Genomic DNA, 15,839 nt, shown 5'->3' with positions numbered 1-15,839 from the left:
GCGTCTCGGGTGGCGGTGGTGGTGGCGGTGGCGGCGGAGGGGCCGGGATGGGCACCGGCACCGGGACCTCTGCCCGCATCGGCTCCGGTTCGGGCGCGCGCAGCCACGACGGCAGCGAGGCACCGGACGGCGATGGCGCGGCGGGCGCCTGGGGCGCCGGCACGATCGCCGGGACGACGGGGGCGTAGGCCGGCGGCATCGTTGGGGCGGCAGAGACCGGCGCGGGGGTGGCCTCGAGCTGAGCCAGACGGTCGCGTGCGGCTGCGGCGCCCGCCGCGTCACCGCGTCGCTGGCGTATGTCGGCGACGCGCTGGAACGCCACCTTGGCATCGGCGCGCAGCTTCAGCTCGATCGACACTTCGCCCAGGTGCCAGAGGGCGTGCTCGTGGCTGGCGTCGAGCTTGAGGACTTTCTTGTAGAGGGCGGCGGCCTTGGAGTGGAAGCCCTCGGTGGCGAGGTGATCGGCCCAGCGCGCGAACTGCTGGGCTGCGCCCTCGCGCTGCCCCGCTCGCTCGAGCAGATCTGCCAGTTGCTTGACGAGCCCCCAGTCGACCGGCGCGAGGTACGCCAGTTCCTGGTAGTGGGCGATTGCCTCGTCGACCCGCCCCTGACGAAGGGACTTCTCGGCCTGGCGGGTCAGCTCGTCGCGAGTGCTCATCAGCAATCGGGGTCGTGGTCGATCAACAGGTCCAACAAGGTCGTCGGTCGGAAGGAGCGCCGGTGCGCGTCCGTCCGTCCGTGGAGCCGGATGGCGGCCAGGTGCTCCGCCGTGGCATAGCCCTTGTGACGGGCGTAGCCGTAGCGGGGGTCGTCCTGATCCATCGCCACCATCAGCCGATCACGTGTCACCTTGGCCACGATCGAGGCCGCCGCGATGCAGGCGCACCGCTGGTCACCCTTCACGAGGCCCTGGTGAGGCACCGGCAGGTCAGGGAGGGCAAAGCCGTCCGCAAGGACGTAATCGGCCGGAGGGTCCAAACTCAATACTGCGGTGCGCATCGCCGCCAGCGAGGCGCGATGGATGTTGAGCGCGTCGATTTCGGCGACCGAGAGGGAGACCACCTGGCAGGCGATCGCCTGCCGCAGGATGCGGTCGTGCAGACGCTCGCGGGCCGCGGCGGAGAGGAGCTTGGAGTCGCGGAGCCCGGGGATGGGCCTGTCGGGATCCAGGACGACGGCGGCGGCGGTCACCGGCCCGGCGAGGCACCCGCGGCCGACCTCGTCCACGCCGGCCACCCAGCGGTGACCAGCGCGTCGGAGGGCGTTCTCGAGGGTACGACGGGCCGACGGCCGCGTGCGTCCAGCGGGAAGTGCCATCGGGGGTGGCGACCTGGGCCCCTCGCGCCGCTGCGCCCGCGGGGCCCGTCTTCGAGTCGGACTAGGCCTGCTTCGGCGCGACCTTGCGCACGGCTTCCTTCATGCGGGCCGCCTTGCCACGCAGGCCGCGGAGGAAGTAGAGCTTGGCGCGGCGAACCTTGGCGGTGCGCAGCACTTCGATCTTGTCGATGACCGGCGAGTGGAGCGGGAAGATGCGCTCGACCCCCTGGCCGAACGAGACCTTGCGCACGGTGATGGACGCGCGCGTGCTGCCACGGTGCATCCCGATGATGAGGCCCTCGTACACCTGGATGCGCTCCTTGTCGCCCTCGCGCACCTTGACGTGCACGCGGACGGTGTCGCCGGACTTGACGGCGGGGCGCTGGGTGAGCTGCGCGGCTTCGATGGTCTCGATCGTGGTCATGACTGTGTTCCGTTCCTCTCGCCAGCCGTCCACGCGGCCAGCCATTGTCGCTCTTCGTCGGTCAGCGCCTCGTCAACCAGCAGGTCCGGTCGCCGTTCGTACGTGCGTCGCAGGGCCTGCTGGCGTCGCCAGCGGTCGATCTCGCCGTGGTGCCCCGACAGCAGCACCCCGGGTACGTCCAGGCCGCGAAAACTCGCCGGCCGCGTGTAGTGCGGGTGGTCCAGCAACCCGCGCGTGAAGGAGTCCCGCACCACCGACTCCGCATCGCCCACCACGCCGGGCACCATCCGGGCCACGGCGTCCACGATGACGAGCGCGGGGAGTTCCCCACCCGAGAGCACATAGTCGCCGATGGACACCTCTTCGGTGACCAGCGTCGTGCTCACCCGCTCGTCCACGCCTTCGTACCGCCCGCACAGGAACACGAGATGTGCCCGCCGGCTGTACTCCTCGGCCACCGCCTGGGTGAAGCGGCGTCCCTGCGGCGAGGGCAGCAGCACCGCATCCGGTGCCCCGCGCGTCGCCTGCAGATGCTCCACCGCCCGGAACAGCGGCTCGGGTTTCAGCACCATCCCCGGCCCACCGCCGAAGGGCGTGTCGTCCACCACCTTGTGGCGGTCCGACGTGAAGTCCCGCAGGTCGTGCACCTGCAGGTCAATCAGGCCCTTGTCCACCGCCCGCCCCAGGATCCCGTCCTGGAGGCCGGCCCGCACCATGGCGGGAAAGATGGTCACGATGTCGATGCGCACGCCGCTTGGGCCCCGGGGAGTTCAGGTCCAGCAGCCCGTCGGGCGGCCGCACCACGATCAGATCCGGTCGCAGCACCGGGCACATCACGGGCGCCAATGGAATCTGCACTTCTTCCGGCCCCCGCTGCACCACCAGCATGCCCGACCCGCCGTTGGGCTCGACCCGTACCACCGTGCCCACCGCGTCGCCGGCCTCGGTCTGCACCGGCGCCCCGACGTACTGGTACCAGTAGTACTCGCCCTCCGGCAGCGGCGCGAGCGCCGATTCCGGAATCTTCAGCTCGCGGCCGAGTCCTTCGACATCCTCGATCCGGTCGCGCCCACGGAAGCCGACCAGGGGCTTGCCGCCGTGGGCGCGGGACCGATCGATGTCCAGGGCCACCACCGTGTCGCCCTCGCGGGCAAACAGCGTCGCCCCCTCGGCAAACCGCAGGTCCGGGAAGTCGGTGTCCGGTGCGATCAGCACCTCGCCGCGCAACCCGTGCGGGCGGGCGATCCGGCCCACCAGCACCATGTCGTCCCAGGCGTCCACGGTCGTCTGCTCAGCGGCGCGGCGCGCCGTCGCGGAACTCGACCTGCACCTTCCGGCCATCGCGGTCGCCGGTGGTCTGGGCCAGCGTCCGCAGCGCCTGCGCGGTGCGGCCCTGCCGCCCGATCAGCCGCCCCAGTTCGCCCGGCGCCATGAACACCTCCACCACGGACACGCCGCGGTGCTCGGCCTCGGTGACCGTCACCTGCGAGGGGTCGTCGGCCAACGCGCGGGCGACCACCTCCACCAGTGCGCGAACGTCGCCCATCTACGCCGTCGCCGCAGGCGCCGCCGTCTCGACGACCGGGAGCGGCGCGCGCTTGACGAGCGTGCGGACCGAGTCGGACGCCTTGGCGCCCACGCTCAGCCAGTGCTGCATCCGCTCGCGATCGATCACGAGCGTCTCGGGCGTCCGGCGCGGGTTGTAGTGGCCGAGAATCTCGACGAACGCACCTTCACGGGCATTGCGGGAATCGATCACCACGATGCGATAGAACGGGGACTTCTTGGCGCCCTGGCGGCGCAGCCGAATCGTAACCATGTGCTCTCTCTGAACGGCCGGCTCGGAGAGCCGGCCCTGCCCTACCTGCCTACGACCTACCGCAGCGTGCGCTGCGCCTGCATGGCGGCTTTCATCATGCCCATCTGCTTGCGCAGCTTGCCGCCACCCTTGCCACCGGCCATCCCGCCCATCATCTTCATCATCTTCTTCATCTCGAGAAACTGCTTGATGAGACGATTGACGTCCTCGACCGACGTGCCGCTGCCGCGCGCGATGCGACGACGACGGCTGCCGTTGAGCAGCTGATGGTTCCGGCGTTCCCGGGGCGTCATCGACAGGATGATGGCCTCGACGTGGGCCATCTGCTTGCCGTCGATCTTCCCCGCCATCTGCTGCTTGATCTGCCCCATGCCCGGCAACATCCCGAGCAGGTTCTCGAGCGGCCCCATCTTCTTGATGGTCTGGAGCTGCTCCCGGAAGTCCTCGAGCGTGAAGTCGTTGTCGAGGATCTTCTGTTCGAGCTTCGCGGCGTCTTCCTGCGTGACGACCGACTCGGCCTTCTCGATGAGCGACAGCACGTCGCCCATGCCCAACACCCGCGACACCACCCGATCAGGATGGAAGGCCTCGAGGTCGTCGAGGCGCTCGCCGCTGCCCGTGAAGGCGATCGGCACACCCACGACCGAGACCACCGACAGCGCCGCGCCACCGCGCGCATCGCCGTCCATCTTCGAGAGCACGACGCCGGTCACCCCGACGCGGCGGTTGAACTCGCCCGCGCTCTTGATCGCGTCCTGCCCGGTCATCGCGTCGGCGACGTACAGCTGATCGGTCGGCTGCACCGTGGCCTTGATCGCCTCGAGCTCCACCATCAGCTCGTCGTCGATGTGCAACCGGCCCGCCGTGTCGACGATGACCGTGTCGTACCCGAGCGTCCGCGCTTCCTGCATCGCCCCGGCCGCGCGCGAGACCGGATCCAGATCACCAGCCGGGTCGTGCGCCCGCACACCGGCCTGCCTGGCCACCAGGTTCAGCTGCTCGATCGCGGCCGGCCGACGGACGTCCGTCGACACCACGATCGGGTGCTTGCCCTGCTTGACCAGCCACTTGGCCAGCTTGCCGGTCGTGGTCGTCTTGCCCGAGCCCTGCAGCCCCAGCATGAGAATCACGCGCGGCGACCGACTGACCGGCGGCAGCCCACCCTGCGTGTCGCCGAACAGCGCCAGCATCTCGTCGCGGACGATGCGGACGACCTGCTGCCCGGCGCTCAGGCTTTTCAGGACCTCCTCGCCCACGGCGCGATCGCGCACCTTGTCGACGAAGGCCTTGACGACCTTGAAGTTGACGTCGGCCTCGAGCAGCGCCATGCGGATCTCCCGCAGGGCGATTTCCACCGTCTCCGGCGTCAGACGCACTTCTCTTCCAAGGTGCTGGAAGACGTCCTGGAGGCGATTGCTGAGCGAGTCGAACATCACACACGTCCACCCGGACCGCCCGGCGGCCCAGTGGCAAACCACGAGTCTAGCACGGGTTACAACCGATCGGGAGTCGGGAACCGGGAACCGGGAACCGGGGATGGGAACCGGGGATGGGAACCGGGGATGGGAGGGCCGGCTCGCCGGGCCGGCCGCCACCGCCCCCTACGGGACCGGCGTCGCCAGGTACACGGTGCCGGTGGACAGACCAGGGCCGTAGGCGGCGCGCTCGACGACGATGGGGACTGGTGGGCCCCCGGCCGTGGCCTGGGCTTCGACGACGGCCCGGTATCGCCCCGCCGGCAGGCTTGGCAGGTCCTGCGTCGGCCAGACCGTCACCCGGCCCCTGGGGGGCACGGCATACCATGACGTGCCCGCCCCGCCACCCCCCTCGGTGAAGTAGGTAATCCGCACCAGACCCTCCCGGTCAGCATCACTGGCGAGCAGCAGGAAGGCACTCTCGGGCATGTCCGCCACCAGCCACACCGTCGCCGAACTCGTGGCCCCCAGCTCCGCATGGCCATCGACCCACGTGGCGCCCCCGTCCGGTGCCCGCCACCACATGGCACGCTCCGCGACGATGCCCGCGGTGGCCTCCAGGCGGGTACTGAACGCCGCGTCGGCCAGCAACGGGTCCTCCTGGTCGACCCAGAGACTGCGTCGCGAGCGGCCCTCGAGGACATACGACCGCACGACGTCGAGGCCATCGGCGCGCGTGTACCGGGCCTGCACCTGGACCGGCACGTCGGCCGGGTTCATGAGCAGCAGAAAGGTGTCGAAGACCGGTCCGGTGGCCCCTTCGGCAAACACCCAGGACTCGGCCGGCGCCTGCGCGCCGACGGCCGCCGTGCCGCCAGTGAACCCTCGGGCATCCGCCGGGAGATACATCGCACGCTCGACCACGATCGGCGCCGAGCTGACCAGCTGGGCGGACATCTCCGCCGATCCCAGCGGACCGCCTTCCTGATTGACCCAGATCGTGCGCCGCGTGTGGGCGGGCACCACGTGGCGCCGACGGATGGGGGCACCGCCGGTGGCCAGCAGATAGTCGACGTCAACCACCGCGTCGGTGCTGCCAGGGTTGGCCAGCAAGTAGAAGAGCTGGAATCCGCCGAGCGTTGCCCCCTCCGCGAGGAACCACTGGGTGGACGGCGTCGTCCCCGCGGTGCCGTGTGCACCACGCCGAGGCGTCCCCCAGGCGGTGACACGCTCGGCGGCGAAGGGCACGTCACTCTCCGCGAGGATGGAGAACTGCTGCGGCGTCAGCACGGTCGGTCGCGCCATCGGACTGCCCGACAGCGAGGGAAATCTGCCCTGCACCGACTGCGACGTCCCCTGCCCATCGTCGCCGAAGAAGCTGACGACGATGGTGCCTGCCTGCGGATAGTTGCGAAACTGCAGGGCACTGGCCACGTGCACCGTCGTGTCGAAGACATCGCTCCAGACGCCCTCGGCGAAGTAGCGGCGGTAGGTGCCCCTCGGGTGGGAGCGCAAGGCGAACTCGTCGCGGTTGGTTCGCCCGTCGCCGTCGGGATCGAGGGCGGCGTCGGCCGCGTTGCTCGGGTCGAGGCCGAACACCGACTCCCACGGGTCGCGCATCCCGTCGTTGTCGCCATCCAGATCGAGCACCAGCAGCGTGCCCGACAACACGACGGCGATCAGCCGACCGTCGGCAGACAGGCCGCGCGAGAACGTTCCGCCGGAGGCGAGCACGCGCGAGCCGCGCCGGTCGAAGACGTTGCCCTCCGACGCAAGAACATATTCGCCATCGTCGCTGAGGGCAGGTGGTAGTCCCCCGACCGTCGCCACCGGAATAGGGTCGAGTCGCCGCGTGCGGACGTCGAAGACGCCACCGCTTCCATCGCTGTTGAATGCCGTGACGAACCTGCCATCGGCGGTGATCGCCAGCAGGCCGTCGGCCCCACGTGGACGAAACTCCGTGTACACCGTTCGGGTCAGAGGGGTGCGCTGCACGATCTCGAGGTGGTCGGGGGCCTCGCCGTACTCACCGCGTCCCACGAGGTAGGCGACCGTCGCACCGTCGGCCGTCAGGACCGGCCCGTACGGACAATCGCTCGTGGTGCTCGGGCAGGCGAGACCGACGACTGCCGCTGCCGTCCCCACTGCCCCGACAAGGACGGCGTTGGCCTCACCCAGCCACGCAAAGGTCAACCCATCGCGACTCATGGCTGGCCGACGAAAGGCATCGGTCGCAGCATCACGCACCACGACGCGGGTCGACGTCTGGAGATCGAAGCGATGCAGGACAGGCGGGGGCGCGGGCCCCTGGAAGCCGACAGGTGGCCGGCGCGTCGTCACGTAGGCGATGTAGCGGCCGTCGTCGGAGATCGCCAACGGGGTCACACCAGAGGTCGAGGCGTCGGGTTCGGGGACGCCGACAATCGCCGTGCGCGGCACACACCGCCAGGCGGCGCTGTCGAGACTGAAGATGCAGGTGTCGCTCAGTCCGTCGCCATCACCGGGCACGACCGCGACCGGCGTGACGGTCAGCACGAACCGTCCCGAGGCGGCGAGCACCACAGGGTCCTGGGCGACGGGCAGGGCCGCGAGGACCTTCTGGGCCAACGCCGTGGCCGGTCCGCACGTGAGCAGTCCAACGACAACCAGAAGCAGACGCGACAACGAGCGGCAGGACTCTGACACGCGCGGACCCTCCGCGCGCGAGTGTACGCCCGCGCGCGCCGATTCGACAGCACGGCGTGACGGATGGGCGACGGGCTCAGACGCCCTTGAGGGTATGCCCGAGCTTGTGCTTCTTGGTCGTCAGGTACTTGAGCGTGTGCTCACCGGCTGGAATCTCGAGCGGCACCGTCGTGGTGACCGACAGGCCGTAGCCTTCGAGCCCGACGAACTTGCGCGGGTTGTTGGTGAGCAGGCGCATCGACCGCACACCGAGGTGCCGCAGGATCTGCGCGCCGATGCCGTAGTCGCGCTGGTCGGCCTTGAAGCCGAGCTTCTCGTTGGCCTCGACGGTGTCGAGGCCCTGATCCTGCAGCGCATACGCGCGGATCTTGTTGGCCAGTCCGATGCCGCGGCCCTCCTGATTCAGATACAGGAGCACGCCGCGTCCTTCGGCGGCGATGCGCTGCATCGCCGTCTCGAGTTGCGGACCGCAATCGCACCGCGACGAGTGGAACACGTCCCCGGTGAGGCACTTGGAGTGCACCCGCACCATGACGTCCATGCCGTCGCCAATCTCGCCGCAGACGAGCGCGACATGCGTCTCGCCGTCGAGCGAGCTGTCGAAGGCGTGCACGGTGAACTCACCGTACTCGGTCGGCAGCTTGGCCACCGCCTCGGGTTGCACCAGGCGCTCGTGACGCAGACGCCAGCGCACGAGGTCCGCGATGGTGATCATCAGCAGGCCGTGCTTCTTCGCGAACTTGCCGAGGTCGGGCACCCTCGCCATGGTGCCGTCGGTGCGCATGATCTCGCAGATGGCGCCGGCCGGCGCGAGGCCGGCGGCCCGAGCCAGATCCACGGCGGCCTCGGTGTGCCCCGTGCGCACGAGCACGCCACCGGACCGCGCCCGCAGCGGGAACACATGCCCGGGACGGGCCAGGTCGTCCGGCCGCGTGTCGGGATGAATCGCCGCCCGAATGGTCGCCGCGCGATCGGGCGCCGAGATGCCCGTCGACGTCGTCGCCTTGGCCTCGATGCCCACGCACATCGCCGTGCCGGTGCGCGACGAGTTCTGCTGGACCTGCAGCGGGATGTCGAGGGCGTCCAGGCGCTCGGGCGTCATCGCGAGGCAGATGAGGCCGCGGCCGTGCGTGGCCATGAAGTTGACGGCCTCGGGCGTCACCAGTTCGGCCGCCATCGTCAGGTCGCCCTCGTTCTCGCGGTCCTCATCGTCGACGACGATGAGCATCTTGCCGGCCTTGAACGCCTCGATGGCGTCTTCGACGGTGGCGAATGGTCCACGTTGGGCGGCGGAGCCCTTGGCGATGCGGATGGCGCTGGTCATGATCGAGCGGTACCCAGCGACAGGCTGCGCAAGACGTACTTGCCCACCATGTCGCATTCGAGATTGACGATGGCCCCCGGCTGCGCATGACGCAGGGTCGTGGCCGTCCAGGTGTGCGGAATGATCTGGACGTCGAAGGTCGACGCGGCCAGCGCCGCGACCGTCAGGCTGATGCCATCGACGGCCACCGAGCCCTTCTCGATGAAGTATGCGGCCAGCTGGGGCGGGAAGGAAATCCGGACCCGGTAGAACTCCCCTTCCGGCAGGACCGCGTCGACCCGCCCGGTGCCGTCGACGTGCCCCTGCACGAAGTGCCCGCCGAGCCGGCTGCCGATGGCGAGCGGGCGCTCGAGGTTGACCTCGTCACCCTCCGCCAGGCCGCCCAGGGCCGTGACCCGCAGGGTCTCCGGCGAGACGTCGGCGCTCCAGGTCGTGGCGTCGCGTGCCACCACCGTGAGGCAGACGCCGCTGGTGGCGACGCTGTCGCCGAGGGCCAGCTCCGCCGCGAGGGGCGTCTCGATGGTGAGGCGCTGGCCGCCGGCCACGGGGCCTCGGGCGCGCACGGTGCCGGTGGCTTCAATCAGTCCCGTAAACATCCGCTTCCAGAAGGACGTCGCGCCCGAGGGGCACGGTTCGAGGAACCCACCCGATCGGTCGGGCAGGCAGGGACCAGCGGACGGCATCGGGCCCGAGGGCACGATCGGCCACCAGCTGGCTGATGTGGTCGACGACGCCTGCGGCCCAGAACGCCGCATGCAGGGTCGGCCCGCCTTCGACGAGCAGGGCATGGACCTGACGCCCCACCAGCACCGCAAGCGCTCCGGCGATGGTGCCGTCGGTCGACAGCACCTCGACGCCTCGTGTCCGCAGCACGTCGGCCGACGCCGAGGCGGCCCCCTCCGCGCTGGCCAGCACCAGGACCGGTCCGGCACCGACCGTCTGCACCAGCCGGGACTCCGGCGACAGCGACACCTGCCGATCGAACACCACCCGCGCGAGCGGCCGATGTCGATAGACCTCGCGGGCCGTCAGCAGAGGGTCGTCGATGCGCGCGGTGCCCGCGCCGATCGCGATGGCGTCGACGGCGCCGCGCAGTCGCTGGGTCCAGCGCGACGCCTCGGGCCCGCTGATGCTGGTGCGCTGGCCGATCCCTGCGGCCACGCCACCGTCTCGACTCAGGGCCACCTTCAGGTGCACCCACGGCCGACCGCGCTCCACGGCCGAGAAGAACGGCGCGTTCTGCTGCCGCGCCTCGCGGCGCCCCACTCCCGTGGTCACCGCCACGCCGCGCTCGCGCAGGAACGCGAAGCCGCGGCCCGACACCTGGGGGAACGGATCGCCGGTGGCCACGACGACGCGGCGAATCCCGGCGGCCGCCACGGCCACGCAGCACGGCCCGGTCCGCCCCGTGTGGCTGCAGGGTTCGAGCGTGCAGTAGAGCGTCGCACCGGCGGCCCGGGTACCCGCGGCCTGCAGGGCGACGATCTCGGCATGCGGCCCGCCAGCGGCGTGGTGATGCCCGACGCCGACGACCACGCCCTCGCCATCGACGATCACGGCCCCGACCATCGGATTGGGCGTGGTACTGCCGCGGCCGCGTTCGGCATGCCACAGCGCGCGCGCCATGAACCTGGCGTCCTCCGGGCGGAGGTCGCCGTCGACGTCACGAAGGTCTACCACGCCTCTTCGAAGAGCGCGTCGACGTACTCGCGGGGATTGAACGGCACGAGGTCGTCGATCTGTTCGCCCGTCCCGACGTAGCGGATCGGCAGGCGCAGGTCCTGCGCGATCGCCACGGCGACCCCGCCCTTGGCCGTGCCATCGAGCTTGGTCAGGATGATGCCGTTGACGCCCGAGACCTTCATGAACTCGCGCGCCTGGGCCACGCCGTTCTGCCCGACCGTCGCGTCGAGGACCAGCAACACCTCGTGCGGCGCCCCCTCGACCTCGCGGGCGGCGATGCGCTTGATCTTGTCGAGCTCGTTCATCAGGTTGACGCGGGTGTGGAGGCGACCCGCCGTGTCCACGAGCACCGGATCGAGGTGGCGGGCCCGCGCCGCCTGGATGGCGTCGAAGACGACCGCCGCCGGATCGGAGTTGGGCTGCGCGCGCACGAAGCCGACCTCGGCCCGCTTCGTCCAGATCTCGAGCTGCTCCACCGCCGCGGCGCGGAAGGTGTCGGCAGCACATACGAGCGGCTTCTGTCCCTCCTGCTTCAGCAGGTTGGCCAGCTTGCCGATCGACGTGGTCTTGCCGGTGCCGTTGACGCCGACGATCAACACGACCCGCGGGTGCCCACCAGTCGCCGGGGGCGGGGCCGCGCCTTCGAGAATCGCCAGAATCTCCTGGCGCACCAGCGGGAGGAGGTCGTCGCCGCGACGTGCCTTGCGACGCACGCTCTCGACGATCCGGTCGGTGGCCGCCACCCCCACGTCGCAGGTGATCAGCGCCTCCTCGAGGGCATCGACCGACTCGATGCGGCGCGCGCGCGCGCCGGCGGTGGCCGTCGCGCTCCCCGTGGGGGTGGTGGTGGCAGCGTCGCTGTCGAACGCCCCGAAGAGCTGGTCCTTCGTCTTCTGCAGGCTCGACTTGAGGCGGTCGAAGAAACTCACCGTGTCAGTGTAACAACCCGTCAGTGCCGCTCGTGCTTCTGGGGCCGCACCATCAGGGCCTCGGTCGCGGCCAGCGGATGGGTGCCCCCGGCCAGCACGGCCGCCATCTGCTCGGCGATCGGCAGCTCGACGCCAGCCGCGGCGCCGAGCGCCAGCATGCCCTCGGCCGTGTTGACGCCCTCGGCCACCATGCGCATGCCCGCCAGGATCTCGGCCAGCGCCCGCCCCTGCCCGAGCTCGATACCGAGCCGGTGATTCCGGCTGGCCGCTCCCGTACACGTCAGGACGAGATCGCCCAACCCGCTCAGTCCGGCCAGCGTTTCCTGCCGGCCACCGAGCGCCACCGCCAGGCGCGTCATCTCCGCCAGCCCGCGCGTGACCAGCCCCGCCAATGCGTTGTGGCCGAGGCCGAGTCCCTCGACCACGCCCGCCGCGATCGCGATGACGTTCTTGTAGGCGCCGCCCACTTCCACGCCCACCACGTCGTCGCTGGCATAGAGCCGGAAGCGTCGGCCGCGCAGCTCTTCCTGCACCCGGGCGTTGGCGTCGCCGTCGGCGGCCGCCGTCACCACCGCGGTGGGCAGTTCGTGCGCGACCTCGTGCGCAAAACTCGGGCCGGACAACACGACGACCGGACAGCCGCTTGGCAGTTCCTCCGCGAGCACCTGCGACATCCTGGTCCAGGTGACGCGCTCGAGGCCCTTGGTCGCGCTCACCATCACGGTGCCGGGGCGGATGGCGGGGGCGAGGTCACGCAGGGTGGCGCGAGTGCCGTGCGAGGGGACAGCCCAGATCACCATCGAGGCGTCGGCCACGGCGGCCGCCGTCTCGTGCGTCGGATGGACCCCGTCGGGCAACGGCACGCCCGGCAGGTAGACGGCGTTCTCGCGCATGTCGCGCATCCGCGCCGCGAGCGCCGCGTCCCGCGCGCACAGGTGCACCTCGTGCCCCACCCGCGCCAGATGCATCGCCAGCGCGGTGCCCCACGACCCGGATCCCACCACCGTCGTCGTCACAGCCGTTGCCCCAGGCGGCGCTCGGTGCCGAGCCAGAGCCGCCGCATGTTGGTGCGATGGCGAAAGGCGACGAACACGGCCGCGGCGCAGGCGCCCATGACCACGGGCGGCGCCGCACCGAGCCACGCGGTCAGTGGCGGCAGCGCGAGCATCGCGCCGAGCGATCCCACCGAGACGATTCGCGTGCCGAGGATCAGCAGCAGGAACAGGACGGCCGAGAGTGCGGTCGCCGCCGGCGCCAGCACGGCGAACATGCCCGCCGTCGTCGCCATGCCCTTGCCGCCACGAAAGCCCAGCCACGGGGGGTAGACGTGCCCGGCGATGGCCGCCAGTCCGGCACAGACGGCCAGCGTCGAGTGCCGCGTCAGGGCGTCGGCCAGCCAGACCGCGAGCCCGCCCTTGGTGGCGTCGAGCGCGAGCACGGTGATGGCCGTGGCGGGCGACGACACGCGCAGGACGTTGGCGGCGCCGACGTTGCCCGAGCCCACCGTGCGGAGATCGATGCCGCGGCGACGCGTGAGCAGATACGGGAACGGGATCGACCCGAGCAGGAATCCCGCGAGGACGACCAGGGCCACGTCTGCGGCGGTCATCGCGCGAGTCCGACGGGATCGTGCCCGGTCAACGCCAGTCGGAGCATGTCGAGCGCGGCCGAGACCGACTGCTGCCGCACGACGGCACGATCCCCGACGAACCGCGCCTGTCGGCAGGCGATCACCCGCGGCGTGTGCAGGGCGATGAACACGGTGCCGACCGGCTTGGCGTCGGTGCCGCCGTCGGGCCCCGCGATCCCGGTGATGCCGATGCCGACCTGCGTACTGCAGCGGGCCCGCGCGCCAGCCGCCAGGGCCAGCGCGACCGGTTCGCTGACGGCGCCGTGCTCGGCAATGAGCGCCGGCGGCACGTCGGCCAGCACGGTCTTGAGGGCGTTGCTGTAGGCGATGACGCCGCCGTCCAGCCACGCCGAGCTGCCGGGCACGTCGGTCATGCGCGCGGCCAGCATGCCGCCCGTGCACGACTCGGCCACCGCCACGCGCCAGCCGGCCTCGGACAGCAGACGCCCCGCCAGTTCCTCGAGGGACTCGTCGCGGGTCGTGTAGACCGACGCCCCGAGCGCGTCCGCGGCCTCGGCAATCGCCTGATCGAGCACGGCGCCGGCCGCCGCCGCGTCAGCGGTGCGCACGAACAGGTACAACTCGATGCGACCGAGCGCCGCGAGGATGGTCGCCTCGATCGGCAGCGATCCCTCACGCCACTTCGCGTACAGCGGCAGCAGCGTCGCCTCGACCGAGGATTCGCTGCGCCCGGCCACGCGCAGGCCACGGCTGTGCGTGCACGCGGCGCTCGCACGCGCGCCGAGCGCCCCCGCCACGAGACCGTCGAGCATCGGGACCATCTCGCGCGGCGGACCGGGCAGGAGGGCGATCGCCTGATCCCCGAGATCGATCCACTGGCCGGGCGCCGTGCCGTTCGGGTTGTCGAGGCGCACGGCGCCCTCGATGAGCAGGGCCTGCCGACGGTTGATGTCGGGCATGGGCAGTCCCCGCTTCGAGAAGCGCTCCTCGATGCGCGCGAGCTGCACGGGATCCTCGTGCAGCGTGCGGCCGAGCGCCGCCGCCACGGCCTGGCGCGTGAGGTCGTCTTCGGTCGGGCCGAGACCGCCCGTCAGCATCACGACATCGGCCCGCTGCAGGGCGGTGCGCACGGCCAGCTCCAGGTGCGCGAGCTGATCACCGACGATGCTGCGGGCCACCACGTCGATGCCCAACGAGGCGAGCCGCCCGGCGATGACGCCGGAATTGGTGTCGGTGCGGCCGAGCGCCAGCAGCTCGCTGCCCACCGCGATGGTCTCTGCCCGGGCAAACGCCGTCGGCATCACGCCAGCATCCATGTCGGGGCCAGCCACGCCAGCAGACGCACGCACACGCACGCGTAGACGCCGGCCATCAGATCGTCACTCATCACGCCCCAGCCCCCCGGCAAGGCCTCGAGGCTGTTGCACGGCGGCGGCTTGATGACGTCGAAGACACGAAACAGCACGAACCCCACCAGGGCTCCCGTCACCGACACCGGCAGGAAGGCGAGGGTCACGAGCATGCCGAGCACCTCGTCGATGACCACGGGCCCCGGGTCGATGTGACCGAAGTGGGTCTCGGCGGCCGTCGCGGCCCAGGCCCCCACGAGGAACACGAGCACGATCGTGAGGGCCTCGACGACAGGCCCCCCGGCGGCGCGGACGGCCGCGAACACGGCCAGGCCGGCGGCGGAACCGAAGGTGCCCGGGGCGAACGGCACGTAGCCGATGCCGAACACGGTGGCCACGGCCCTCGAGACGCGGGATGTCACGCGATCTCCTGATCTGCGGGCACGACCCGCGTGCCGGCGAGACGATCGTGGGCACCGCGTCGCTCGGCGTCCATGAACAGCGGCAGCAAGCCCAGTCCAGCCGGGATCGCGCACAGCAGCACGGCCACGCTGCGCAGCACCGCATGCCCGAACGGCACGCGCCCCTGGTCGCCGTAGACGACCCGCAGCCCCGAGAGCATCTTGCCGATCGTCTGCCCGGAGGCCGCCGTGAAGGTGACCAGATAGGCCGTATCGAGCAGGAAGAGGAACCCCACCAGCGGCACCAGTGGCAGCAGGCGCCACTCGTCCATGGTCACGTCGGCCACGCGCAGCGTCAGCCACAGGACGACCAGGTCGATGGCGATGAGGATCGCGGCATCGATCGCCCCGGCCCTGAGGCGCAGCCCGAGTGCGTCACCGGCGGGAGCGTCCGACGAGGCTGGTGTCCCGAGCGCCTCCACCACCGGCAGGTCTGGCGCCGTGGGCTCCTCGGGCCAGTCGAAGGCCGCCGGGGCCGCGGGCGGATCGAGCGGGCCGGCGGCAGGGTCGACACGCGCCGGCGGTCTCGTGATCTCGATCTTGCGACGGACGGAGAGCGGCGGGCCCGCCGGCGGAATCGCCACGGGCGGCAGTTCCGGCACCGGGGGGTCCTCGAACAGCGGCAGGTCGAGTGGACCGCCCTCGGTCGGGAACGGAGTGTCCATCGTGCCGGGTCGGCGGCGGCGCGTCGGCTCCCACGCCCGCGCCTCGTGGGTGGGATCCTCGGGCGCGGCGGGCTCCGGTTCGTGGGGCACGCTGGCGAGCGAGAAGTCGTAGCCGCAGTTGCGGCACCGCTCCACGTCGTCGTAGCTGAGATAACTGCACTTGGGACAACGCATCGA

General features: G+C 71.0%; 18 protein-coding genes. All 18 read right to left on the bottom strand.

All coding sequences use genetic code 11. The features are described 5' to 3' along the window. A partial coding sequence (locus Q0C41_RS14115; RefSeq protein WP_291984425.1) for a bacterial transcriptional activator domain-containing protein occupies window positions 1–658 on the bottom strand: 658 nt, incomplete at its 3' end. After that, entirely contained in the window at window positions 658–1,236 is a 579-nt protein-coding gene (locus Q0C41_RS14110) for a ribonuclease HII (RefSeq protein ID WP_367079217.1), read from the bottom strand. The genes Q0C41_RS14110 and Q0C41_RS14115, both read right to left, overlap by 1 nt. A 142-nt stretch (window positions 1,237–1,378) precedes the next feature. Beyond that, window positions 1,379–1,741, bottom strand: coding sequence for a 50S ribosomal protein L19 (gene rplS, locus Q0C41_RS14105; RefSeq protein ID WP_291984423.1), 363 nt, complete (start codon window positions 1,739–1,741; stop codon window positions 1,379–1,381). Then, window positions 1,738–2,490 (bottom strand): tRNA (guanosine(37)-N1)-methyltransferase TrmD, encoded by a 753-nt coding sequence (trmD, locus tag Q0C41_RS14100; RefSeq protein WP_367079216.1) that lies wholly within the window; start codon window positions 2,488–2,490, stop codon window positions 1,738–1,740. The genes rplS and trmD overlap by 4 nt, the downstream gene beginning before the upstream one ends. Further along, a complete protein-coding gene (rimM, locus tag Q0C41_RS14095; protein WP_291984421.1) occupies window positions 2,396–3,022 on the bottom strand; it encodes a ribosome maturation factor RimM in 627 nt (208 codons plus the stop codon). The genes trmD and rimM overlap by 95 nt, the downstream gene beginning before the upstream one ends. A gap of 10 nt (window positions 3,023–3,032) precedes the next feature. Next, the gene (locus tag Q0C41_RS14090) at window positions 3,033–3,287 is read right to left on the bottom strand and encodes a KH domain-containing protein (protein ID WP_291984420.1); all 255 of its coding nucleotides are present in this window, start codon (window positions 3,285–3,287) and stop codon (window positions 3,033–3,035) included. Next, entirely contained in the window at window positions 3,288–3,560 is a 273-nt protein-coding gene (gene rpsP, locus Q0C41_RS14085) for a 30S ribosomal protein S16 (RefSeq protein ID WP_291984419.1), read from the bottom strand. 56 nt (window positions 3,561–3,616) lie between these two features. Further along, entirely contained in the window at window positions 3,617–4,993 is a 1,377-nt protein-coding gene (gene ffh / locus Q0C41_RS14080; protein WP_291984418.1) for a signal recognition particle protein, read from the bottom strand. A gap of 168 nt (window positions 4,994–5,161) precedes the next feature. Then, window positions 5,162–7,660, bottom strand: coding sequence for a hypothetical protein (locus Q0C41_RS14075; RefSeq protein WP_291984417.1), 2,499 nt, complete (start codon window positions 7,658–7,660; stop codon window positions 5,162–5,164). Window positions 7,661–7,736: 76 nt separating this feature from the next. Continuing rightward, a complete protein-coding gene (locus tag Q0C41_RS14070) occupies window positions 7,737–8,984 on the bottom strand; it encodes a bifunctional 3,4-dihydroxy-2-butanone-4-phosphate synthase/GTP cyclohydrolase II (RefSeq protein ID WP_291984416.1) in 1,248 nt (415 codons plus the stop codon). Further along, complete coding sequence (locus Q0C41_RS14065) at window positions 8,981–9,580, bottom strand: riboflavin synthase (protein ID WP_291984415.1); 600 nt, start codon at window positions 9,578–9,580, stop codon at window positions 8,981–8,983. The genes Q0C41_RS14070 and Q0C41_RS14065 overlap by 4 nt, the downstream gene beginning before the upstream one ends. Then, window positions 9,561–10,664, bottom strand: a complete 1,104-nt coding sequence (gene ribD / locus Q0C41_RS14060) for a bifunctional diaminohydroxyphosphoribosylaminopyrimidine deaminase/5-amino-6-(5-phosphoribosylamino)uracil reductase RibD (protein ID WP_291984414.1) — start codon at window positions 10,662–10,664, stop codon at window positions 9,561–9,563. Before ribD ends, Q0C41_RS14065 begins: the two co-directional genes overlap by 20 nt. After that, a complete protein-coding gene (ftsY, locus tag Q0C41_RS14055) occupies window positions 10,658–11,596 on the bottom strand; it encodes a signal recognition particle-docking protein FtsY (RefSeq protein WP_291984413.1) in 939 nt (312 codons plus the stop codon). Before ftsY ends, ribD begins: the two co-directional genes overlap by 7 nt. Before the next feature lie 20 nt (window positions 11,597–11,616). Further along, on the bottom strand, window positions 11,617–12,612 hold the full coding sequence (locus Q0C41_RS14050; RefSeq protein WP_291984412.1) for an NAD(P)H-dependent glycerol-3-phosphate dehydrogenase: 996 nt from the start codon (window positions 12,610–12,612) through the stop codon (window positions 11,617–11,619). Then, window positions 12,609–13,205, bottom strand: a complete 597-nt coding sequence (plsY, locus tag Q0C41_RS14045) for a glycerol-3-phosphate 1-O-acyltransferase PlsY (protein WP_291984411.1) — start codon at window positions 13,203–13,205, stop codon at window positions 12,609–12,611. The genes Q0C41_RS14050 and plsY overlap by 4 nt, the downstream gene beginning before the upstream one ends. Then, window positions 13,202–14,503 carry a competence/damage-inducible protein A gene (locus Q0C41_RS14040; protein ID WP_291984410.1) on the bottom strand — a complete coding sequence of 434 codons (1,302 nt, stop codon included), beginning with the start codon at window positions 14,501–14,503 and terminating at the stop codon, window positions 13,202–13,204. Before Q0C41_RS14040 ends, plsY begins: the two co-directional genes overlap by 4 nt. After that, complete coding sequence (locus Q0C41_RS14035; RefSeq protein ID WP_291984409.1) at window positions 14,488–14,958, bottom strand: phosphatidylglycerophosphatase A; 471 nt, start codon at window positions 14,956–14,958, stop codon at window positions 14,488–14,490. The genes Q0C41_RS14040 and Q0C41_RS14035 overlap by 16 nt, the downstream gene beginning before the upstream one ends. Continuing rightward, the gene (locus tag Q0C41_RS14030; protein WP_291984408.1) at window positions 14,955–15,836 is read right to left on the bottom strand and encodes an RDD family protein; all 882 of its coding nucleotides are present in this window, start codon (window positions 15,834–15,836) and stop codon (window positions 14,955–14,957) included. The genes Q0C41_RS14035 and Q0C41_RS14030 overlap by 4 nt, the downstream gene beginning before the upstream one ends. Between the last annotated feature and the right edge of the window lie 3 nt (window positions 15,837–15,839).

The sequence above is a fragment of the Luteitalea sp. genome (genome assembly GCF_022842525.1).
In the GTDB taxonomy this organism is placed as follows: Bacteria; Acidobacteriota; Vicinamibacteria; order Vicinamibacterales; family Vicinamibacteraceae; genus Luteitalea.
The sequence above is the reverse complement of the archived record's forward strand: the minus strand, read 5'-3'. Positions and strand labels throughout refer to the sequence as shown.